The sequence below is a fragment of the Larkinella knui genome (assembly GCF_003858645.1).
In the GTDB taxonomy this organism is placed as follows: Bacteria; Bacteroidota; Bacteroidia; order Cytophagales; family Spirosomataceae; genus Larkinella; species Larkinella knui.
Genome location: NZ_RQJP01000005.1, coordinates 268,018 through 293,116 on the forward strand (window position 1 = coordinate 268,018; position 25,099 = coordinate 293,116).

General features: G+C 52.8%; 10 protein-coding genes. All 10 read left to right on the forward strand.

What is annotated here, in order from left to right:
* Positions 1–70 precede the first annotated feature (70 nt).
* Complete coding sequence (locus EHT87_RS23495; protein ID WP_221622065.1) at positions 71–2,695, forward strand: FtsX-like permease family protein; 2,625 nt, start codon at positions 71–73, stop codon at positions 2,693–2,695.
* Between the two features lie 120 nt (positions 2,696–2,815).
* On the forward strand, positions 2,816–5,437 hold the full coding sequence (locus tag EHT87_RS23500) for a permease prefix domain 2-containing transporter (protein WP_221622066.1): 2,622 nt from the start codon (positions 2,816–2,818) through the stop codon (positions 5,435–5,437).
* A gap of 108 nt (positions 5,438–5,545) precedes the next feature.
* Positions 5,546–8,155 carry an ABC transporter permease gene (locus EHT87_RS23505; protein WP_221622067.1) on the forward strand — a complete coding sequence of 870 codons (2,610 nt, stop codon included), beginning with the start codon at positions 5,546–5,548 and terminating at the stop codon, positions 8,153–8,155.
* 77 nt (positions 8,156–8,232) lie between these two features.
* On the forward strand, positions 8,233–10,878 hold the full coding sequence (locus EHT87_RS23510; protein ID WP_124909121.1) for an ABC transporter permease: 2,646 nt from the start codon (positions 8,233–8,235) through the stop codon (positions 10,876–10,878).
* Between the two features lie 99 nt (positions 10,879–10,977).
* Positions 10,978–13,581: a permease prefix domain 2-containing transporter gene (locus EHT87_RS23515; protein ID WP_221622068.1), complete on the forward strand. Its 2,604-nt coding sequence runs from the start codon at positions 10,978–10,980 to the stop codon at positions 13,579–13,581.
* A gap of 106 nt (positions 13,582–13,687) precedes the next feature.
* Entirely contained in the window at positions 13,688–16,282 is a 2,595-nt protein-coding gene (locus tag EHT87_RS23520; RefSeq protein WP_124909122.1) for an ABC transporter permease, read from the forward strand.
* A gap of 107 nt (positions 16,283–16,389) precedes the next feature.
* Positions 16,390–19,032 (forward strand): ABC transporter permease, encoded by a 2,643-nt coding sequence (locus tag EHT87_RS23525; protein WP_221622069.1) that lies wholly within the window; start codon positions 16,390–16,392, stop codon positions 19,030–19,032.
* 244 nt (positions 19,033–19,276) lie between these two features.
* Positions 19,277–19,615: a PadR family transcriptional regulator gene (locus EHT87_RS23530; protein WP_124909123.1), complete on the forward strand. Its 339-nt coding sequence runs from the start codon at positions 19,277–19,279 to the stop codon at positions 19,613–19,615.
* 16 nt (positions 19,616–19,631) lie between these two features.
* Entirely contained in the window at positions 19,632–22,274 is a 2,643-nt protein-coding gene (locus EHT87_RS23535; RefSeq protein WP_124909124.1) for an ABC transporter permease, read from the forward strand.
* A gap of 118 nt (positions 22,275–22,392) precedes the next feature.
* Complete coding sequence (locus EHT87_RS23540; RefSeq protein ID WP_185716333.1) at positions 22,393–25,017, forward strand: ABC transporter permease; 2,625 nt, start codon at positions 22,393–22,395, stop codon at positions 25,015–25,017.
* Positions 25,018–25,099: the final 82 nt, after the last annotated feature.

The window sequence follows — 25,099 nt, forward strand, 5'->3', positions numbered from 1 at the left end:
TTAGAGTTAAGAATGAAGAGTGAAGAGTTAGCTGACGCATTTTTTAACTCATAACTCTTAACTAAAAAAGATGAAACCGCCCCAACTCGCCGACCGTCTGCTCACGTTCTTCTGCGCTCCCCACCGGCTGGAGGAGGTGCAGGGCGATCTGCATGAGGAGTTTGCGTACCAGGTTCGGCGGGTGGGTGAACGGCGGGCGAGGGGACGGTATTGGTGGGATGTGCTGGGATTTATACTGTCGTTTGCGACGGGAAAAAGGTCAAGAGAATATTCAACAATAGATCGAACGAACCCGATGATGATCCGGAATTACTTCAAAATTGCCTGGCGAAACCTGCTTCGGTACCGTCTCAACAGCACGCTTACAATCACTGGACTGGCGTTGGGCCTGGCGTGCGGTTTGCTCATTATCCTGCACGTAAAAGAAGAACTGCGTTACGATAAGGGGTTTGCGAAAGCCGACCGCATTTACCGGATTAATTCGGAGAACATCGGCGAAAAAAGCCGGCGGTGGGCGGCTACTTCGCCCATTCTGGGGATCGAAATGAAACAGGCGATTCCCGCCATTCAAACCGTCGTCCGGTTTCACCGCCCGTATCCGGACCGGGTATTCAGCTATACGCCAGCGGGCCATGAACCCCGGCAATTTGAAGAGAAAAAGGGGTTTTATGCCGATTCAACCGCAGTGGATGTCTTTGACCTGCCGTTTGTGAAGGGCGATCGGCGAACGGCTTTGAAACAGCAGAACGCCATTGTGCTGACCGAGGCAATGGCCAAAAAATACTTCGGCAACGACGAACCGCTGGGCAAGCTTATCCAGGACGATCTGGACAAACGACCGTTGACCGTGACGGGGGTGGTCAGCGACTTTCCCTTCCCGACGCACCTGCAATTCGACTACCTCATTTCGATGACCACGTATGCCGATAAAGAGTCGCTGACAAACCGGGGCTGGTCCGGATTTTATAATTACGTGCTGTTGAACAGCCAGGTGTCGCGTTCGGACGTTGAGCAGCGGATTCCGGAATTTATGGTGAAGTTCTACGAAGCCAAAGGCGAAAACCGGAACGAAATTCTGGCCACCCGAAAGACGCACCTTCAGCCGATTACGGAGATTCATCTGCACTCGAAGCTGGAAAAGGAAATGGGGCCCAACGGTGACATTCTGTACGTGTACGTGTTCTCGGTAGCGGCTTTGTTTATTCTGCTGGTAGCGTCCGTCAACTTCATCAACATGGCTACGGCTCAGGCTTTCAACCGGATGAAGGAAGTGGGCGTGCGGAAAGTTCTCGGTGCCCGCAAAGAGCAGTTACTGAAACAGTTTCTGGGCGAATCCTTCCTGCTGACGCTGACAGCCTCGGTCGTGGCCCTTCTGGTGTTTTGGGTGGCCATTCCATTTTACAATGAATTTACGGCCAAAAACCTGCATTTCAGCCAGTTGGTCACGCCTTCCAACGGCCTGATCATGCTCCTTCTGGCGGGCCTGATCAGTCTGGTGGCCGGTCTGTATCCCGCGTGGTTTATTTCCGGTTTTGAACCGGTTACGTCCCTGAAAGGCAATAGAAGCCCGGTTTCGTCGGTGACCCTGGTGCGGAAAGGGCTGATTGTGTTTCAGTTTGCCGTCTCGGTTTTCATGATTTTCAGTACCATCGTGGTATACCGGCAAATGCGGTTTTTCCAGAACAAGAAGCTCGGCTTCGATCAGGAACAGGTGGTAGCCGTCAAACTCTACGGACGGGAAATGCACGAAAAAAGGAATACCATCGAAAATGAGTTGTTGAAAAATCCGGCCATTACGGATGTGGCGCTGATTTCGGTTTTGCCGGGTGACCGGTTTAGCACGGATATGATCACCCCAGTGGGAAAAGCCGGAGATGCGAGTCAGATGCGGTTTATGTGGGCCGATGAACATACGCTCCCCGTGTTGAAAATTGGTCTGAAAACCGGCCGGAATTTTGTTCGGAAAACCAACAACGCGCACTTCCCCATTATCCTGAACGAAGCGGCTGTGAAAGCCCTGAAGCTGACGGAGCCCATCGGACAGAAACTAGTATCCTACGGCGATACGGGGGAGGTCGTGGGGGTGGTCAACGATTTTCATTTTGCTTCGCTGCATACCGCCGTCGAACCGCTGGTGGTGGTTCAGTATCCGGATCAGGCGAACTACTTCTTACTGAAAATACACGGCGATAAGCTGCCCGAAACGGTGCAGTTTGCCCGCTCTACGCTGTCCCGGCTTTCCCCCGAAAGTCTGTTCAGCTATACGTTTCTGGACGAAAAACTGGCCCGGCTCTACGATTCGGAACAGCGCGTGGGCCATGTGCTGAACGTCTTTGCGGTTTTTGCCATTTTCATTTCCTGCCTGGGGCTTTTCAGTTTATCGGCCTACGCGGCTCAACTGCGAACCAAAGAAGTGGGCATTCGGAAGGTGCTGGGGGCCACGGTTTCGGGCGTTGTCATTTTGCTTTCCAAAGACTTCCTCCGGCTGGTGGTCATCGCAACGCTGCTGGCTTCACCGCTGGCCTGGTGGGCGATGGGGCAATGGCTGAACGGCTTTGCCTACGCGATTGAGATGGAGTGGTGGATGTTGGCGCTGACGGGCGTGCTGACCGTCGCAGTGGCTGTTTTGACCATCAGTTTCCAGAGCATCAAAGCCGCCCTGATGAATCCGGTAAAAAGTCTGAAAAGCGAATAATGAAGAGATGATGGAACGCGGATTGAACAGATTGGACAGATCAAAACGGATTTTAATCGGTGCGAATCCGTTTAATCCGCTCAATCCGTGTTCCCATCTTATTCGATAGCAAAAAGCACGATGAAACCGCCCCGTTTAGCTGACCGCCTGCTCCAACTCGTCTGCGCTCCCCACCGGCTGGAGGAGGTGCAGGGTGATTTGCACGAGGAGTTTGCCTGGCAGGTGAAAAGTCTGGGGCTACGGCGGGCCCGCTGGCGGTATTGGCGGGAGGTGCTGGGATTTTTCAAGCCATTTGCCGTAAAGCGTAAACCAAAAGACGATTCGTCAACCCTTTTAGTAAGATCGGATATGATTCAGAATTATTTCAAAATTGCCCGCCGAAATCTGGTTAAAAACCAGACCTACGCCTTTATTAACGTGACCGGGCTGGCGTTGGGCATAGGTGCCGCGCTGCTGATTTTTGCGCTCGTTCGCTACCATTATACCATTGATAAACACCATCAGAAATACAATGCCATTTACCGGGTGACCACGGAGTTTGTTACGCCCGAAGGCCATTTTAATGCAACCGGCGTGCCTTATGAACTGGGGAAAGCCCTGAAGAACGACCATCCGGATATTGAAAATCTGGCGATGATCGAGCTCTATCGGGACCCCTTAGTCGCTATTCCCGCAGCCAGTGGACCCGACCGGAAATTCAAGGAAGCTCACCGCGTGGGCGCCTTCGTGCAGCCGTCGTATTTCAAAATTTTCGATTACCAATGGCTGGCGGGCGGTCCGACGGAACTGGCGCAACCCAACACCGTGGTTCTGAGTGCTGAAAATGCCACCAAGTATTTTGGGACGACGCAGGTCATCGGTAAGATCCTCAAAATCAATGCAACGCTGAATGCCCGGATCGTTGGCGTGTTTACCGACTACCGGGATAATACCGACTTCGCCTATCCCATCATGGTATCCTGGGCCAGTCTGCCCGAATTTCATGGTCGCCCGCTCAACGACGGTTTTGACAATATTGACAGCAGTGTTCAGTGCTTTGTGAGCCTGGACAACCACTTTACGAAAGCCGACTGGGACCGGCAGATGCTGGCTTTTGTGAAAAAATACAAACCGCACGGCATCAAGGATACCCGGTTTCCGATGCAGCCCCTACGCGACATTCATTTCTCGACCGAAACCGGGGGCGTCAGTTCGGGGCTGATCTGGTCGTTGTTTGCCATCGGCGTTTTTCTGCTCATCACGGCCAGTATCAACTTTGTCAATCTGGCCACGGCGCAGGCCCTGAACCGATCCCGGGAGGTGGGCGTTCGGAAAGTGCTGGGCAGTACGCGGACCCAGTTGTTCTGGCAATTCATTGGCGAAACCGCCTTGCTAACCCTCACCGCCACGGCCGTTGCGCTCCTGTTTTTTCAACTCGGTCAGCAATTGGCAAAGGAATATTTACACGGGGTGTTCCGGTTTACATTCTACTACGATCCATCCGTCATTGGCTGGCTGGTGCTCATCGTGATTGGGGTCATTTTCCTGTCCGGTTTTTATCCCGCCCTGGTTCTGACGGGCTTCAAACCGGCGTTGGCTCTGGCCGGGCGAATCACCTCCCGGCAGGTGGGCGGTTTTTCCATCCGCCGGAGTCTGGTCGTTACTCAGTTTGCGATTTCACAGATGCTGATTGTGGGCATGATCGTGGTGGCCAGCCAGTTGCAGTACATCCAGACGAAAGATCTCGGTTTTCGGCAAAAAGCCATTCTAACGGTTCGGTTGCCTGCTTCGCCCAAGCAGGATCTCGGCAAAATGGAGGACTTCCGCCACCGGGCTATGGCCATTCCCGAGGTCGAAAAATTGAGTTATTCCATGAGCGGACCGCCCCAGACGGGCTGGATCAGCCAGACGTTTATCAAATTCGATACCCGGCCCGAACCGGAAAAATTTACGCCCCAGCAAAAACATATCGATGCCGCTTACGTCGATGTGTACGGGTTGAAACTGCTGGCCGGTCGGAATCTGCAGCCTTCGGATACGTCGCGGGAAGCGTTGGTCAATGAAACCTTCGTCAAACAGTTGGGAATTCGGAATCCGGCTCAGGTGCTGGGCAAAATCCTGCATGCGTCCGGGAACCTGGAAATCGTGGGCGTGGTGAAAGACTTCAACGAACGCGATCTGAAAAGTGGAATTTATCCGCTTTTTATGACCACCCGGGCGACCAATTATTATTACGCCAGTCTGCAATTGCACAACGGCAATTTTGAGCGGGTCATCCGCCAGCTGGAAAAAGACTATAACCAGATCTATCCGGACAGTTATTTCACCGCGCAATTCGTCGATGAGCAATTGCAGGAAAACTACGTTCAGGAACAAACGATGGCCAAACTGGTCAATTTCTTCGCCGGTATTGCGGTGGTAATCGGCTGTCTGGGTCTTTACGGGCTGGTGTTGTTTATGGCCGCTCAGAAAACGAAGGAAATTGGGGTTCGCAAGGTGCTGGGTGCCAGCATCGGCAACATCCTGTGGCTGTTTGGCAAGGAGTTCGCCCGGCTCATTGCCGTGGCTTTCATCGTCGCGACGCCGGTGGCCTGGTGGGTGATGACGAACTGGTTGCAGGATTTTACCTACAAGATCGACATCACGCCCGGTATTTTCGGAATCGCGCTGCTGGCAACGGTGATCGTGGCCGCCCTAACGGTCAGTTTCCAAAGCATCAAAGCCGCCCTGATGAATCCGGTAACCTCCCTGCGTTCGGAATAAGTAGGAGTTAAAAGTTAAGAGTTAAGCGTTATGAACGACCCGTCAATGATTGGCAATGCTACTTTTCCGACCTCTTCATTCTTCACTCATAACTCTTAACTAAAAGAGATGAAACCGCCCCGTTTAGCCGACCGCTTGCTGCAACTCTTCTGTGCTCCCCACCGGCTGGAGGAGGTGCAGGGCGATATGCACGAGGAGTTTGCCTGGCAGGTGAAACGCCTGGGCTACCGGCGGGCCCGGTGGCGGTATTGGCGGGAGGTGCTGGGATTTCTCAAACCCCCGGCTGGGTGGCCCTTTGCTGTAAAGCGAAAACCGTATTCAACAACGAATCAACTGACTACCAGTATGATACGCAACTATTTAAAGATCGCTTTTCGGAATCTGGTCAGGAACAAGACGTTCTCGGCGGTCAATATGCTCGGGCTGGCGCTGGGCATGGCGTGCAGTCTATTGATCATGCTCTGGGTGCAGGACGAGCGGAGTGTAGATGCGTTTCACGCCAACAAAAACCAGTTATACCGGATTTACATGCGGGAGTTTTTCAGCGGGAAACTGCAGGGCGTCATCTGGACACCCGGCCCGCTGGCGGAGGAATTGAAAAAGTCGATTCCCGAAATTCAGTATTCGACGCCCTACGAGTGGGTGAGTGACCAGACGTTTTCGGTGGGTACAAAAATTAACAAACAGGCCACCAATACCGTCGGGCCGGATTTCTTCAAGATGTTCAGCTTCAAACTGTTGCAGGGGACGCCCGAAGCGGCTTTGAAAGACCGCAACGGTCTGGCCATTTCCCGAAGCATGGCCGAGGTCTTTTTCGGGAGTCCCGAAGCCGCCATGGGCAAACCCATCCGGTTCGACAACCGCACGGATTTGCGGGTAACGGCGGTTTTTGAAAATCTTCCCCCAAACAGCACCCTGAAGTTCGACTGCCTCCGCAATTGGGACGCCTATGTGGCCGACGGAAACGACTGGGCCAAAGGCTGGGACAGCACCGATCCACTCACGTTTTTTATGCTTCGCGCAGATGCGGATCCGGCGAAAGTGGCCGCGAAAATCAGGCATCTGCTGGACAAATTTAACCGGGACGGGAACAAGCCTTTTCACACCGAACTGGCCATGCAGCCCTTCCACGAATATTACCTCAACAGCACTTTCAAAAATGCCGAGATCGACGGCGGTCGCATCGAATACGTTCGTCTGTTTAGCTTCGTGGCGGTATTTATTCTGCTCATTGCCTGCATCAACTTCATGAATCTGGCCACGGCCCGCTCGGCCAAACGGGCGAAAGAAGTGGGGGTGCGGAAGGTCGTTGGAGCGATGCGTTCGATTCTGATCGGGCAGTTTGTGGGCGAAGCGATGCTGCTGACGGCTTTCTCCGTTGTGCTGGCGGTTCTGTTCGTTGGACTAACCTTGCCGGTATTTAACAGCCTGACGGACAAACAAATTACGTTGCCATTCGACAGCCTTTCATCCTGGGCAATTCTGGTGGGTTTAACGCTGGTAACGGGCCTGATTGCCGGGAGTTATCCCGCCTTTTTTCTGTCATCCCTAAACCCAATCCGGATTTTGAAAGGCACCTTGAAATTCGATGCCAAATCGACCTGGTTGCGGCAGGGGCTGGTGGTTTTCCAGTTCTCGCTTTCCATTCTTCTGATGGTCGGCATGATCATTATCTACCGGCAAGTGGAGTACGTGCAGACCAAGAATTTAGGCTATGACCGTGAAAATCTCATTTATTTTCCGCTGGAGGGCGATTTGGGAAAGAACTTTGACATCCTGAACCGGGAGCTTTTGCAGATTCCAAGTGTAAAAAATGTCTCGCACATGACGGCGTCACCGGCGTCGAATGGCGCAGGAACCGAAGGCATCTCCTGGGCGGGGAGCGATCCCAATGATAAAGTCCGGTTTACGCCCGTTAGCGTTGGGTATGATTTTGTAAAGACCATGAACATCCGTCTGCGGGAAGGCCGGGATTACTCGAAAGAATTTGGTGCAGATTCCTCCGGTTACCTGATCAATGAAGCGGCCCTGAAGGTGATCGGCTACAAACATCCCATTGGTCAAACCATCAACTGGGGAGGACGAAAGGGAACCATCATCGGGGTGTTGAACGATTTTCATTTTCAGTCGTTGCACACCACCATCCGGCCGCTGATTGCCCACCTCAATACCCGTCAGCGGTCCGGGAATGTGATCGTCCGGATTGAGGCCGGTAAAACCGCCGAAGCCCTGGCGCAGATCGAAACCGTCTGCAAAAAGCTGAACCCAACGTTTCCGTTTACGTATTCCTTTACCGATCAGGAATACGCCCGCCAATACCAGAGTGAACAGGTTGTCAGTAAGTTATCGACGTATTTTGCCTTCCTGGCCATCTTCATCTCGTGCCTGGGTCTGTTCGGGCTGGCCACGTTTACCGCCGAACAACGCACCAAAGAAATTGGCGTTCGCAAGGTGCTGGGCGCGTCGGTGGCCAACATTGTCGGGCTGCTCTCGCAGGATTTCCTGAAGCTGGTGGCCATCGCCATCGTCATTGCATCGCCGGTGGCGTGGTGGGCGATGAGTCAGTGGTTGCAGGGATTTGCGTATCAGATTACCATCGAATGGTGGGTGTTTGCCGTGGCGGGTAGTCTGGCGGTATTGATTGCTCTGCTCACGGTGAGTTTCCAGAGCATCAAAGCCGCCCTGATGAATCCGGTTCGCTCCCTACGCTCGGAATAAAGAATGAAGACGGGGCTGCCCGTACGGTTAGCTGACGCATTTTTTAACTCTTCATTCTTCACTCATAACTCAAAAAGATGAAACCGCCCCGTTTAGCTGACCGCTTCCTGCAAGTCTTCTGTTCTCCCCACCGGCTGGAGGAGGTGCAGGGCGATATGCACGAGGAGTTTGTCTGGCAGGTAAAACGCCTGGGCTACCGGCGGGCCCGGTGGCGGTATTGGCGGGAGGTGCTGGGATTTACGCTGTCATTTGCGATGAAAAGAAGATCAAAAGACCATTCGACATCAACTTTAATCAGCCCAAGTATGCTTCAGAACTATTTCAAAATCGCCTGGCGAAATCTCTGGCGTAAAAAAGCTTTCTCCGCCATCAACATTGCCGGACTGGCGGTGGGTCTGGCCACCTGCCTGCTCATTGTGCTGTTCGTGCAGCATGAGTTGAGCTACGACCAATTCAACACAAAAGCCGACCGGATTTTTCGCATGACGTTGCGGGGCAGTATTGGCGGGAAGGAACTGAAGATCGCGTATGCTCCCGCCCCCGCCGGACCCACCATCCAGCACGATTATCCGGGTGTGGAAGCCTTTACGCGTCTGGAAGAGCAGGGGACGTTTGTGATCAAAAACGGCAACGAACGGTTCAAGGAAGAACGGGTGGTGTTTACGGATTCCAGTTTTTTTACGGTTTTTTCGATCCCGTTGTTGAAAGGGAATAGCAAGACGGTTTTGACCGAACCCAATACCGTCGTCCTCACCGAATCGACCGCCCGGAAGTATTTTGGCACTCAGAACCCCATCGGTAAAAGCCTGACGATGGGGACCATGGGCCTGTTCCGGGTCACGGGCGTTTGCCGGGATGTACCGTCCAACTCGCATTTTCATTACGACTTTTTTAACTCCTACCGCTCGCTTCACGCGCGTGAAAAGTGGCTATCGAGCGGGGCAAACACCTACTTCCTGCTGCGGAAAGACTATCCGGTTGAGAAGCTGGCGGCTCAAAGTACGCAGATGGTCCGGACGTATCTCGGCCCGGAATTGAAGGAATTTCTCGGCATGAGCTACGACGAATACGTCCGCAAAGGCGACCGGTTCGAATTTAATTTCCAGCCTGTTACCGACATCCATCTGAAGTCGGACCGGGAGGGTGAACTGGAGCCGAACAGCGATGAGAAATACGTTTACATTTTCTCGGCCATTGCGGTTTTTATCCTCTTGCTGGCGTGTATCAACTTCATGAACCTTTCGACGGCGGGGTCGGCCAACCGGGCCAAAGAGGTCGGTATTCGCAAGGTGCTGGGTTCCGTGCAGCAGCAGTTGATTCGCCAGTTCCTGTCCGAATCGGTGTTGATTACGTTTCTGGCGCTTGTGGTGGCCTGCGGGCTGGTGGTTGCCGTACTGCCGACTTTCAACCAACTGGCTAACAAGCAATTTGATATCGGGACCCTTCTCAATGGCCGCATGATTGCGTACACACTGGCGGGTTGTCTGCTGGTCGGGCTGCTGGCGGGTAGTTACCCGGCTTTTTTTCTGTCGTCGTTCAAACCCATCAGTGTGTTGAAAGGGCGGCTCCAGTTGGGCGTTGGGAGTGGCTGGTTACGGAATACACTGGTTACCATCCAGTTCGTCGTTTCCATCGGTATGATCATCGGAACGCTGGTGGTCTATCGGCAATTGCGGTTTATCCAGAACAAGAAAGTCGGTTTCGACAAGGAACAGGTGTTGATTCTGCACGACACGTATGTGTTGGGGGATAAACTGAATGCGTTCAAAACCGACCTGGCGAAACAATCGCAAATCACCCGTGTCAGTCTGGCGGGGTATCTGCCCGCCGGAAACTCCAACAGCGGTTTCGACGGTGTTCGGGACGTAAATGCCCCGGCTGAAACGAGTCCTTACCGGCTGAGAACCTACCGGATCGATGATCAGTATCTGGCGACCCTGGGCATTCGGCTGGCGCTGGGCCGCAACTTCTCCAAAGCGTTTTCGGGCGACAGCGCTGCGGTGCTGGTCAACGAAGCCACCGTCCGTCAGTTTGGGTGGAAAAACCCGATTGGGCAGCGCATCGCAACCGTGGGCGACGGCAGTCCGGGCGACAGCCGGACGTATACGGTCGTCGGGGTAACGAAGGATTTTCATTTTGAGTCGCTACACCAGCACATTGCACCCATGATCATGCTGTACGGCGGAGATGGGTATCAGTTGGCTCTGCGCATCCGGACGGATCATGTACCGGCTTTGCTTAAAACGCTGGAACAGAAGTGGAAAGCCGAAACTGATAACCCGTTCTCGTATTCGTTTCTGGATGAGCGGTTTAACCAGATGTACCAGTCGGAGCAGCGGATTGGGGAACTGTTCGGCATTTTCGCGGGGCTGGCGGTATTCATCGCCTGCCTGGGTCTGTTTGGGCTGGCGGCTTTCACCACACTCCAGCGCACCAAAGAAATCGGTGTTCGCAAGGTGCTGGGCGCTTCCGTCGCCAGCATCGTGGCGCTGCTTTCCAAAGATTTTCTGCGGCTCGTCGTGGTCGCCATTGTCATTGCCACGCCCATTGGCTGGTACGCCATGAATCAATGGCTGGAAGATTTTGCGTACCGGATCGATCTGGAATGGTGGGTGTTTGTGCTGGCCGGTTTTCTGGCCGTGGCCGTCGCCTTGCTGACGGTCAGTTTCCAGAGCATCAAAGCGGCTTTGGTAAATCCGGTGAAAAGTTTGAGAAGTGAATAAGAGGTGATGGGAACACGGATTGAGCGGATTGAACCGATTAAAATCCGTTTTGATCCGTCGAATCCGTTTCATCCGCGTTCCCATCACCTTAAAAAAACGATGAAACCGCCCCAACTCGCCGACCGTCTGCTGAAACTCTTCTGCGCTCCCCACCGGCTGGAGGAGGTGCAGGGCGATTTGCACGAGGAGTTTGCCTGGCAGGTGAAACGCCTGGGCTACCGGCGGGCCCGCTGGCAGTATTGGCGGGAGGTGCTGGGATTTTTCAAACCGTTTGTGATGAAAAGGAAAGAAACTGCGTATTCGATAACGTATTTAACGAACCCTGGTATGCTCCGGAATCACTTCAAAATCGCCTGGCGGAATCTGGTGAAAGACCGCCAGTTTACCCTGCTCAATCTGATCGGTTTGTCCACCGGCCTGGCCTGTACCTTACTGATTTATCTGTGGGTGAATGATGAACTCCACATTGATAAATACAACGAAAAAGACGATCAGCTTTTTCAGGTAATGGCCAATCATTTCCACGGAGACGCTGTGGAAACCATCAACCATACACCCGGTTTGCTGGCGGATGCCCTGGCCGCCGAAATGCCCGAAGTTGAGCACGCGGTAACGGTTGTTCCGGCTTCCTGGTTTGCCAGCAAAGGCGTGATTTCTGCGGGCGAAAACCGCCTGAAAGCAGGAGGGCAGTTTGTTGGGAAAGATTACTTCAAGGTCTTTACCTGTCCCTTTTTGCAGGGCGACAGAAACAGTATTTTCGCGGATAATAGCACCGTCGCGCTTTCCGAAGAGATGGCGGTCAAGCTGTTTGGTAACACGAAAGATGTTATCGGTAAGGCCGTCAAATGGGATAATGCAGAGTTTACCGGGACGTACCGCGTGGGCGGTATTTTCGAGAATAGCCCGGCTAATTCAACCGAGCAGTTTGATCTGATCTTCAGTTTTAACGTCTTCTTTGTCAGACGGCCGGGTATGGAAAACTGGGGAAACAGCGATCCCAGCACGTTCCTGATTTTACGAAAAGGAACCGATATAGGCCAGTTTAATGCCAAAATCAGGGACTTCTTGCAGACCAAAGACAAAACCAAGACGCAATTATTCGCCATTAAATACTCCGATAAATACCTCCACGGGCAATTTGTAAACGGCCATCAGGCGGGGGGACGAATTGCATACGTGCGGTTATTTTCGATCATCGCTGTCTTTATCCTAATCGTTGCCTGCATCAATTTTATGAACCTGTCGACGGCGAAAGCTTCCGGTCGGATTAAAGAAGTAGGCATCAAGAAAGTAGTTGGTGCGTTTCGAAGTTCGCTCATTGTTCAATACCTCGGTGAATCCATTCTGATGACCTTTCTATCGCTGCTTCTGGCGGCTTTTTGGGTGGTTTTGCTGCTTCCTCAATTCAATATCATTACCGGAAAACACATTCATTTCGAATTTGACGCCACGCTGATCGGGTCCATTCTGGGCATCACCTTGCTAACCGGCCTCATTTCGGGCAGTTATCCGGCTTTGTACCTTTCGGGTTTCAATCCAACGGCGGTGTTGAAAGGAAAACTCAAAACGTCGGTTGGCGAATTGCTGGTCCGAAAAGGACTGGTGGTTTTTCAATTCACAATTTCGATTCTGTTCATCGTCTCGGTGCTGGTGGTTTACCAGCAAATCGACTACATCCAGACCAAAAACCTGGGCTACAATCGCGATCATATCATCCATTTCGAGATTCCGCTGGCCATGGATTCCGTCAAGCTGAAATCCGCCGAAGCCTTTCTGGGTGAAGTTAAAAATAGTCCCGGCGTAGTCAACGCGTCGAGTTATTACCACAATCTGACCGGCGATCACGGGGCCATTTCCGGGTTTCAGTGGCCGGGAAAACCGCCGGGTAAAGACATTGATTTTTCCAACCTGGAAGTGGGCTATAATTTCATGGAAACACTCGGGATGGAACTGAAAGAAGGGCGCGGTTTTTCCAATAACCAGAACTCGGATCGGGAGATTATCTTCAACGAAGCGGCCATTAAAAGCATGGGATTGAAAGATCCAATCGGCAAAACCGTCAAGTTCTGGGATCGCGAACGGCAAATTGTGGGCGTGGTGAAGGATTTTAATTTCGAATCGCTCTATTCAACCGTAAAACCCTGTTTTTTTCAGGTCTACCCCGTTATGCCCAACATTATGGTGAAAATTCAGAGCGGGGCTGAACAGCAGACCATTGCCCGAATCCAGAAGGTATTCGAAGCCTATCATCAGGGCCTTGTTTTTGACTACCAGTTTCTGGACGAAAACTACAAAGCCCTCTATGCGGCCGAACGCCGGATTGGGGTTTTATCCCGGTATTTTGCCGGACTTACCATCCTGATTTCCTGCCTGGGATTGTTCGGGCTGGCGGCCTTTACGGCCCAACGGCGGCAAAAGGAAATCGGCATCCGGAAAGTGGTGGGTGCCACGGTCGGCAACGTCGCCGTCATGCTGTCGATGGATTTCATGAAGCTGCTGGGAATGGCGCTGTTGATCGCTTTTCCCCTCATTGGCTGGGCGCTCAGTCAATGGCTGCACAACTTCGCGTATCACGTCGATCTGGGTTTGGGCGTATTCGTCATTGCCGGACTGTCGATCACGTTCATTACTTTATTCACAGTGGGTTATCAGGCGATTAAGGCCGCTTTGATGAATCCGGTGAAGAGTCTGAAGAGCGAATAACGAAAAAATGATGGGAACACGGATTGAGCGGATTGAACCGATTTACACCGATTAAAATCCGTTTTTTGATCCGTTTCATCCGCGCTCCCATCACCGCTAAAAAACTATGAAACCGCCCCAACTCGCCGACCGTCTGCTTAAACTCTTCTGTGCTCCCAACCGGCTGGAGGAGATTCAGGGGGATTTGCACGAGGAGTTTGCTTATCAGGTTCGGCGAGTTGGCGAACGGCGGGCCAAGTGGCGGTATTGGTGGGATGTGCTGGGATTCATCAAACCGTTTGCTATTAAGAAAGACTATTCAACAACACAGCTAACGAACCCGATTATGCTCCGGAATCATTTCAAAATTGCCTGGCGGAATCTCATCAAGAACAAAGGCTATTCGACCATCAATATCAGTGGATTATCGGTCGGTATGGCCGTTGCCATACTCATTGGCCTGTGGATCTATGATGAGTTATCATTCGATACGTATCATCAGAACCACGACCGGATTGCGCAGGTGCTGGAAAACCAGACGCTCGAACAGGGCATCGAAACCTATGGGGCATTGCCATTTCCGTTGAGCCGGGAACTGCGGACCAACTACCCGGACGACTTCAAATCCGTCGTGGCTTATTCCTGGGCGGAGCAGATTCTGGCGTTTCAGGATCGGAAATTTACCCGGGGCGGGAGCTTTGCCGAACCGGAGTTCCCGGAAATGATGACCCTGAAAATGCGCAGCGGCACGCGCCTTGGTCTGAAAGATCCGGCTTCGATTTTGCTTTCCGAATCAACCGCCAAAGCCCTTTTTGGTGACACTGATCCGCTGCATAAAACCATTAAAGTCGGCAACAAATACACGGTGCAGGTCACGGGCGTCTACGAAGATTTGCCGCACAATACCTTGCTCAAGGGCCTGGGTTTCGTGGCACCCATCGAACTGATTTTCTCCGATGATACGGACCATTCGTACATGAATAACTGGGGCAGCAGTTCCTTCGAGATTTTTGCGCAACTCAATCCCAACAGCCGGTTTGACGATGTTTCCCGGAAAATTAAGGACGTCTTTCGCCACCATACGGAAAGTAAATCGCAACCGGCCCTCTTTTTACATCCCATGAGCCGGTGGCATTTGTATTCGGAGTTTAAAAACGGGGTGAGCACTGGCGGACGCATTCAGTTTGTCTGGCTTTTTGGCCTCATTGGCGTTTTTGTGCTGTTGCTGGCGTGCATCAACTTCATGAATCTCAGCACCGCCCGTTCGCAGAAACGGGCGAAGGAAGTTGGCATTCGGAAAGCAATTGGTTCGCAGCGCAGCCAGATTATCGGCCAGTTTTTTAGCGAATCGTTTCTGGTCGTGGCCCTGTCGTTTGTGCTGTCCTTCGCTTTGGTGCAACTGGTGCTGCCGGTTTTTAACGAAGTGGCCGACAAGCAGATGACCATGCGGTGGTCGGATGCCCGGTTCTGGTTGTTGAGCCTCGGCTTTAGTCTTTTTACGGGCGTTGTAGCGGGTAGCTATCCGGCGCTCTATCTGTCTTCTTTTCAGGCTGTTAACGTGTTGAAAGGGAGGTTTGCTATGGGGCGTTTGGCGTCTATCCCCCGCCAAGTGCTGGTGGTGGTTCAGTTTACGGTTTCGGTGACGCTCATCATCGGAACGCTCATTGTTTTCCGACAGATTCAATTCGCCAAAAACCGTCCGATCGGTTATAACCGCGAAGGATTGATTAACATCGCCATGAATACGCCCGAACTTCAGGGTCGATATGATATACTCCGAAACGAGTTGCTGGCCACCGGAGCCGTTGCCAACATGGCCGAAGCGTCGAGTCCGGCCACCAACATCTGGTCATCGGCCAATAACCTGGAATGGCGGGGTAAGAATCCGAATCAGACCTCCGCTTTTGGAACCATCTGTGTGACCCCGGAATTCGGCGATGTGGTGGGATGGAAAATTAAGGAGGGCCGCGAATTCTCCCGCCAGTTTCCGACGGATTCAATGACGTTTGTCCTCAACGAAGCGGCCGTTAAACAAACCGGACTTAAAAAACCGGTCGGCGAAACCATTCGCTGGCACGGTCAGAACTGGAAAATAATCGGGGTGGTGAAAGACATGGTGATGAAATCACCTTTTGATCCGGTGGTGCCGACGGTTTTTATGATGAACACCCACGAACGGACGCTGAACTCCATTCACATCAAACTGAATCCGGCGCTGAGTGCCGGAATGGCGTTGGAAAAACTGGAGACGGTATTCAAAAAGATCAATCCCGATGCGCCGTTCGAGTACAAGTTTGCCCATCAGGAGTTTGCGGCCAAATTTGCGGCTGAGGAACGCATCGGCAAACTGGCGGGTTTCTTCGCGGGTCTGGCCATCTTTATCAGCTGTCTGGGAATCTTTGGTCTGGCATCATTTATGGCCGAACAGCGCACCAAAGAAATTGGCGTTCGGAAGGTGCTGGGGGCCTCGGTGGCCAATCTCTGGGTTTTATTATCAAAAGATTTCGTGGTTTTGGTAATCATCTCCTGTCTGATTTCTGCGCCCATTTCGTATGGTTTTCTGGAAGAATGGTTGCAGAAATACGAATACCGGACCGAAATTTCCTGGTGGATTTTTGTTGCTGCCGGTTTCGGGGCGTTACTTATTACGTTATTGACGGTGAGTTTCCAGAGCATCAAAGCCGCCCTGATGAATCCGGTAAAGAGTCTGAAAAGCGAATAACGAAAAAATGATGGAAACACGGATTGAGCGGATTGCACCGATTTGCACCGATTAAAATCCGTTTTTTGATCCGTTTCATCCGCGCTCCCATCACTACTAAAAAAACTATGAAACCGCCCCAACTCGCCGACCGTCTGCTGCAAGTCTTCTGCGCTCCCCACCGGCTGGAGGAGGTTCTGGGGGATTTGCACGAGGAGTTTGCCTATCAAGTTCGGCGAGTTGGCGAACGGCGGGCCCGCTGGCGGTATTGGTGGGATGTGCTGGGTTTTTTAAAACCCCCGGCCGGATGGCCCTTTGCCGTCAGGCGTAAACCGGATCATTACGTTTCAACTTCCATTCTAAACCCAACTATGCTAGGTAATTACCTTAAAATTTCGCTGCGGAATCTCTGGCGCAACCGGCTTTCGAGCGTCATCAGTACGGTCGGATTGTCCGTCGGTCTGGCAAGCGGCCTGACGATTTTTCTGCTCGTCAACTGGCTGTTCAGCTTTGACCGCTATCACACCAAGGCCGATCGCACCTACTGGATTGTGACCGACATTCGGCATGACAACCTGGTTCCGAGCGATGCCACACCCCGGCCACTGGGCGATGTGTTGCGCCGGGATTACCCGTTCGTGGAAACTGCCGTCCGCCTGGAACTGGCGTTCCGAAAAATCATCGGAACGCCCGATGGAAAAGGTGGTTTGGCGAAGAAGTTTGAAGAGTCGCGCAACATCGGCTTTGTCGAGCCGCAATTTTTTGAGGTTTTCGATGTGAAATGGGCAAAGGGTAACCCCAAAACCGCCCTGACCGCCCCGAACACCGTTGTTTTGTCGGAACGCTACGCCCGGAAATACTTCGATGATGCCGACCCGATTGGCCGGACCTTACGGTTTGATAACCAGACGAATCTGACGGTTACGGGCCTCATCAAAAACCCGCCGTCCAATACCAAACTGCCGCTCGAAGTGCTGGTTTCCTACGCGACACTCCCCGGCTTAACGGGCGACTCGCACTTTCTGCAGCAGTGGGGCGGCCCCAACACGCTGTGTTTTGTGGCGCTTCGGGAAGGCGCGTCCGCTGCGCAGTTGGCCCGTGCTTTTGCCGCCATTCGCCGGAAATACCTGGCCGCACCGGAAGCAAAGCGGTTTGATTTTCGAGCGTTGCCCCTGAGCGACCTCAACCATAATCCCCAGTATGGCGGTCATGCTCCGCGACCCATTCTATACGCCCTCATCATCGTGGGCCTGTTTCTGGTTATGGCCGCCTGTATCAATTTTATCAACGTTGCCACGGCCAGGGCTATCAAACGGTCGAAGGAAGTGGGCGTGCGGAAAGCCATCGGGAGTACGCGTGGTCAGTTGATTGGGCAGTTTCTGACCGAAACGACCCTGGTCGTGCTGGCTGCCGTGGGGCTGGCGTTGCTGTTGACTCAGCTCAACCTGCCGTTGTTGAATACCGCCCTGGCGAAACTGAACGCCGATCTGTCGGTGCTGGATGTGTTTCGGCCCGGTTCGCTGCTGTGGTTTAGCGGCCTGGTGCTGGGGGTCATTCTGCTGGCAGGATTTTATCCGTCCGTGGTTTTGTCCCAGTTTAACCCCGTAGCGGCTTTGCGCGGGCGGATGACGACGCAGCAGGTCGGCGGGGTGTCGGTCCGGCGCGGACTGGTGGTCGGGCAGTTTTTCATTACGCAGCTTTTCGTCATTGGGGCCATCGTCGTGACGCGCCAGGTGCGGCATATGCAGCAGGCCGATCTGGGTTTTAATAAAGAATCGGTTTTGACCGTGCCGGTGCCGACCACCAACCCGGGCCAGCAGCAGACGCTGCGCGAACAACTGGCTCAAATTCCCGGTGTTGAACAAGTGGCGCTGGCGGGCGATCCCCCCGCTTCGTATCGCCGACCGCCGGTTCCGTTTACCTACGACCGCCACCCCGAACCGGAGAAATTTCCGGTTACCGTTAAAACCGGTGACAAAGACTATGTGTCGTTGTTTAAACTAAAGCTCATTGCCGGGCGCAACTTTCAGACCAACGATTCGACCAACAACGAAGCGCTGGTCAATCAGGCCATGATCAGCCAGTTGGGCCTGCATTCGCCCGGCGAGATTCTGGGCAAACGGCTTGCGGTTTTTGGCAGTGACAAAACCGTTGTGGGCGTGGTGAGCGATTTTCAGGTGGGCAAACTACACGGCCGCATTCCACCAACGGCTCTGCTCAATCGTCCTGCGGATTTTGCCATGGCGGCTCTGAAACTAACGCCGGCTACGCTGACGACAACGGTACAGGCGGTGGAAGACGTCTGGAATCAGCAGTTTCCGCAAAGTGTTTTCAGGGCGGCTTTTGTAGACGATCTGGTGAATGAATTTTACCTGACCGAACGGATTCTGCTCGGGCTGATTCAGGTGTTTTCGCTCGTAGCCATTCTGATGGGCTGTCTGGGTGTCTACGGTTTGGTGGCCTTTATGGCCGAGTCGAAGACGAAAGAAATCGGCGTTCGGAAAGTGCTGGGTGCCACTTCCGCTCAACTGCTGTGGCTGTTTGGACGGGAGTTCGGCAAACTGGTTTTGCTCGGCTTTCTGGTTGCCGCTCCGCTGGGCTGGTGGCTCATGAACACCTGGCTTCAGGGATACGAATACCGGATCGAACTGAGCTGGTGGATTTTTGCCCTGGCTGCTTTGCTAACGGCGGGGATTACCCTGCTCACGGTTTCGTACGAATCCGTCAAAGCCGCTTTGACAAATCCGGTGAAGTCGCTGCGTTCGGAATAAAAAAGTAGACCATCGCATCCGGAATAACGAAGGCTGACCATCGGCGGAGCCACGTCATTATTCCGGATGCGATGGTACCAAAACGGCCGGCAATCCCATTGTCCGTTTTTGGCAAAGTCATTGTCCAAAAGCGGACATCTTCGCAATCGACTTATTCTGGGATCTGCATTTTAAGGCCATTCAAGGCCTTTTTTGTTAGTTGGCATTGCATTTGATCGACATTATCATATCATATAGATACGCCATGAAAAGGGCTTTTTTGGGTGAGTTTGAAGAAGTGGTTTTACTGACGGTGGCCGTTCTGGACGAAAGTGCGTACGGCGTGACCGTCACGCAGGAAATCGAGCAGAAAACCGGACGGGCGGTGGGCTTCAGTACGGTTCACACGACGCTGCAACGGCTGGAGGAAAAGGGATACCTGTCATCGAAAATGAGTGGCGCAACCGCCGAGCGCGGTGGTCGCCGGAAGCGGTTTTTTAGTGTAACGGCGGCTGGCCGAAAAGCCCTGGTGGACGTAAAAAGCATTCGCGAGCAGTTGTGGGATGCGCTGCCCCCGCAAACGCTGCAATTGATGGGCGGGTGAAAAATACGATCAAACTATGAACCCCACCAACTCACCAAACCACCGGCCACCCCGCTGGGCCACCGCCCTGCTGGACTGGTGGGGTGATCCCGATACCGTCGAAGAAGTGCAGGGCGATTTGCTGGAACTGTACGATTACTGGGTCCAAACCGCCGGCAAACGCCAAGCCAATTGGCGGTATGGCCTGAGTGTGTTGAAGTTAGTGCGGCCCCTGGCGAAGCCGAAACGGTCGAATGAATACGCATCACCTTTTTTTCTGAATCCTGATATGATCCGGAACTACCTGAAAATCGCTTTCCGAACACTGGTTAAAAACAAGGCGTACAGCACCCTGACCTTGTTGGGGTTGGCCGTCGGGATGACGTGTGCCATTCTGTTGAGCCTGTACGTTCGTGACGAATTGAACTACGACCGCTATCACCAGCACGCCAACCGCATCAGCCGGCTCAACCTGCACATCAAATGGGAAGGAAACGAGTACAAGCTTGGCGTCGCATCCGCCCCGATGGGACCCGCCTTGCAGCGGGAGTATCCGGAAATCAGGCAGGTTCTGCGGGTACAAACCCGAAACGAGACCTTGTTCCGGGCGGGCGAAAACGTGTTGTACGCAAAGAATATTATTTACGCCGACTCGACACTGTTCACATTTTTCGATTACGAATTTATTCAGGGTAGCCCGCAAACGGCCCTTCTGAGTCCCAACAGCGTCGTTCTGACGCAAAAACTGGCCGTTAATCTGTTTGGCAAAACCGATGGCCTACTGGGTAAAGTGGTCCTGGTGAAAGACCAGGTGCCCGTTACGGTCGCTGGCGTGATTCGAGACGCCCCCGCCAATCATCATTTGAAATTTGAAGCCATTCTGCCGTATTCCAATGAGAAACTAAACGGCATCAGCCAGAGCAAGTGGGACAGTTTTAACTCGATGACGTATGTCCTGCTGAATCAGGACAGCGATCGTGGGAAGCTGGAAGCCAAAATGCCCGGTTTTTACAAAAAATACATCGCCCGAACCATTGGCGACGTTGTCGGCAAGAAAGTTCAATTCGACATCACCTTTCAACCGCTCGCCGATATGCACCTTCGGTCAACGCATCTGATGGGCGAGGAGAACGGCGGCAATCTGGCGTATGTCTACACGTTTTCGGCGATTGGATTGTTTATTTTGCTGATTGCGGTGGTCAACTACATCAACCTGGCCACCGCCCGGTCGGCCGGACGCGCCAAGGAAATCGGGGTTCGGAAAGCGATCGGTTCCCTTCAGTTTCAGTTGATGGGGCAGTTTCTGGCCGAATCCATGTTGTTGTCGTTTCTGGCTTTGGTGGCCAGTCTGGTATTGCTTTATGCGCTTTTACCCGGTTTCAATCTGATGACCGCCAAAACGCTGACCATCGATCTGTGGAATATCCGGACGGTTCTGCAACTCACCGGTTTTGCGTTGGTAATCGGGTTTGTCAGTGGCCTTTACCCGGCCTTCATTCTTTCCCGCTTCAAACCGGCCGCCGTGTTGAAAGGGGCCTTTACAACCAGCGGCAAAGGCGCTTTGCTACGGAAATCGCTGGTGGTCGTGCAGTTTACCATTTCGATGGTCATGATTGTGGGGACCATCATCGTATACCGCCAGTTGCAGTTTATGCGGCACACCCAATTGGGATTCAATCAGGAGCAGGTGCTCTCCATTCCGCTCAAAATACCGTCTGTTCAGAAAACGATCACCATTCTGAAAAGTAAACTCCAGCAAAACCCGGTCATCAAAGGCGTGAGTTTAACCAACGGTGCGGTGGGGGGCGAAATAAACGACAAAAGCACGTTCAGCTTTTATGCGGGGGGAACCGAACAGTCGGTAAGCACCGAGTACTTTTCCGTCGACCACGATTTTCTCAACGTACTGCAAATCAAGCTAAAAGAAGGACGCAATTTTTCGCCCGACCTGGCCAGTGATTCGGCCGGAGCGGTGCTCGTCAACGAAGCCATGCTCAAGCGGCTGGGCTGGAAAAACCGTACCGTCGGACTCATCGAGTTCGATACGAAAAAAATACCGGTTGCCGGGGTCATCCGTGATTTCCACCTGCGCTCCCTGCACAACAAAATTGAACCGCTGGTCCTGGTTTTACACCCCGACCGGGGCGACAACCTGCTGATTCGGGTGTCGCCACAGAACATACCGGCTGCGTTGGCGTATGTGAAGGCGGTTTATGAAGAGGTCAACCCCAACCAGCCGTTCGAATACACCTTTCTGGACCAGATTTTTGCGGAACAATACCGCTCCGATGAACAGAAAGGCGGGCTTTTTATCGGCTTCTCGGGTATCGCCATCTTCATCGCCTGCCTGGGTTTGTTCGGGCTGGCGACGTTCACGGCGGAGCAGCGCACCAAAGAAATCGGCGTTCGGAAGGTGCTGGGTGCGTCGGTGGCCAGCGTCGTGGCACTGTTGTCGAAAGACTTCCTGAAACTGGTCGGTATTGCCATTCTGATTGCCTCGCCGATTGCCTGGTACGGCATGAACCGCTGGCTCCAGGATTTTGCCTACAAGATCGATATCGAGTGGTGGGTATTTGCGCTGGCGGGTTTGCTGGCGATCGGCATCGCGTTGCTGACCATCAGCTTCCAGAGCATCAAAGCGGCTTTGATGAATCCGGTTCGCTCGCTACGCTCGGAATAAAGGATTAAGGGTTAAGAGTTAAGAACAACCCGTCAATGATTGGCAATGCTACTTTTCCGAACTCTTTACTCTTCATTCTTAACTTTTAATTCTTAACTCTTCACGCTTAACCAAAAAGATGAAACCACCCCGCTGGGCCTCGACCTTACTGGACTGGTGGGGCGATCCCAACACCGTCGAAGAAGTGCAGGGCGATTTGCTGGAACTCTACGAGTATTGGGTCGAAACCGGGGGCGAGCGCAAGGCCCGCTGGCGGTATGGCCTGAGTGTTGTGAAGTTACTGCGGCCATGGGCTAAATTAAAAGAAAACGAGTCATCACCCTTTTTTCTGAATCCGGATATGATACGAAATTATTTCAAAATTGCCCTGCGGAATCTGGTTAAGCACAAAGGGTATTCAGCCATCAACATCGGCGGGCTGGCTACCGGTATGGCCGTTGCCATGCTCATCGGTTTGTGGATCTACGATGAACTGTCGTTTAATAAGTACCACAAAAACTACGACCGCATCGCTCAGGTGATGCAACACCAGACCAGCAACGGAAAAATCTATACCGGAACGGCGATGCCCTTTCCATTGGGCAAAGAGCTTCAGAACCGGTATGGTCACAGTTTCAAATACGTCGTCATGTCTTCCTGGGAGGGCAGTCATTTTTTGTCGCTGGGGGAGAAAAAGGTTACTAAAACCGGAAACTTCATGGATGTGGATGCGCCCCGGCTGCTCTCGCTGCACATGCTGAAGGGAACGTACGACGGCCTGAAAGAACCCAACTCCATTCTGCTTTCCGAATCCACAGCCAGAGCGCTTCTGGGCGATCGGGATCCGCTGAATCAACTGATCCGGATCGACAACAAAATGGATGCGAAAATAACCGGTGTTTATGAAGATATTCCCTTTAACGCCCAATTTCGCGATCTGACGTTTATCGCTCCCTGGGCGTTGTATGTTACCTCGGAAAACTGGATCAAACGGGACAGGGACGAAAGCCGGTGGGATGATAATTCGTTTCAGATTTTTGCTCAGATTGCGGACAAGACCGATTTTGAAGCGGCTAATCGGCACATTATCCATTCGAAACTCAACCGGGTTGCGCCGGAAGACAAGAAATATAAGGCGGAAATTTTCCTTCATCCCATGTCCGACTGGCGTCTGCGGTCGAATTGGGAAAATGGCGTACAAACCGGCGGGCTGATCGAATACGTCTGGTTGTTTGGATTTATCGGCCTGTTTGTGCTGCTGCTGGCCTGCATCAACTTCATGAATCTGAGCACGGCCCGCTCCGAAAAACGCGCCAAGGAAGTCGGCATTCGCAAAGCCGTCGGCTCCGTGCGCAGCCAATTGATCAGCCAGTTTTTTAGCGAATCACTGCTGGTGGTAACCTGTGCTTTTGTGCTGGCGCTGGGGCTGGTGTGGCTCGTTTTGCCCTTGTTCAATGAGATGGCCGCCAAACGGATCACGATGGTCTGGTCGAGCCCCCAGTTCTGGCTGATCGGGATTGGATTCACGTTATTTACCGGTTTCATTGCCGGTAGCTACCCCGCGCTGTATCTGTCGTCGTTTCAGCCCGTCAAAGTACTAAAAGGGACCTTTCGGGCGGGACGTTTTGCCGCTTTGCCCCGAAAAATACTGGTAGTGGTGCAGTTTACGGTTTCGCTGGCCCTGATCATCGGCACCATCATCGTTTATAATCAGATTCAATATTCGAAAAACCGGCCCATTGGCTACGATCGGGCTGGTTTGGTGATGATTCAAATGAAGTCGCCGGATTTTTACGGGAAGTTTGAGGTTCTCCGAACGGACCTCAAAAGGGCGGGGGCTATTCAGGAACTGGCCGAATCATCCAGTCCACTCACCGGCGTGTGGTCGAACAATGGCGGTTTTCACTGGCCGGGCAAAGATCCCAACCTGGATACTGACTTCGCAACGATCTGGGTAACCCACGACTTCGGAAAAACCGTCGGCTGGCAGTTCAAGGACGGCCGGGATTTTTCGCGGGACTTTACATCCGATTCTTCCTCGGTCGTTCTGAACGAAGCAGCGGTCAAATTTATGGGCATCAAGAATCCCGTCGGTACCATTATTCGCTGGGGCGAAGGCAAAAATAGGGAAGAGTTCAAGGTGGTGGGCGTGATCAAAGACATGCTGATGCAGTCACCCTACGAGCCCGTAAAGCAAACGGTCTATATGCTGGATTATGACAACGTAAACTGGATCAACCTGAAACTGAACCCGTCCAGAAGTGCCGCCGAATGCCTGACCGCCATCGAAGCGGTTTTCAAGAAACACATTCCGTCCGCGCCGTTCGAATACGAATTTGCCGATGTCGAATTTGGGAAAAAGTTTGCGGCTGAAGAACGGGTTGGCAAGCTGGCAACCTTCTTTGCGGGCCTGGCGATCTTTATCAGTTGCCTGGGTCTTTTCGGCCTGGCCTCGTTCGTCGCGGAGCAACGAACCAAGGAGATCGGAATCCGGAAAGTCCTGGGTGCCAATGTGTTGAGTCTCTGGAGTTTGCTGTCGAAAGACTTCGTTATGCTGGTTGTCATCGCCTTTTGCATTGCTACGCCTACGGCCTGGTATTTTATGAACAACTGGCTGCAAAAGTACGATTACCGGTCCGAAATAGGCTGGTGGGTCTTTGCCGTCTCGGGTGCCGGCGCACTGCTCGTCACCCTGCTAACCGTCAGCTTCCAGAGCATCAAAGCGGCTTTGACGAATCCGGTTCGCTCGCTACGCTCAGAGTAAAGAGTTAAGAGTTATGAGTTATGAACGACCCATCAATGATTGGCAATGCTACATTTCCGAACTCTTCATTCTTAACTCTTCA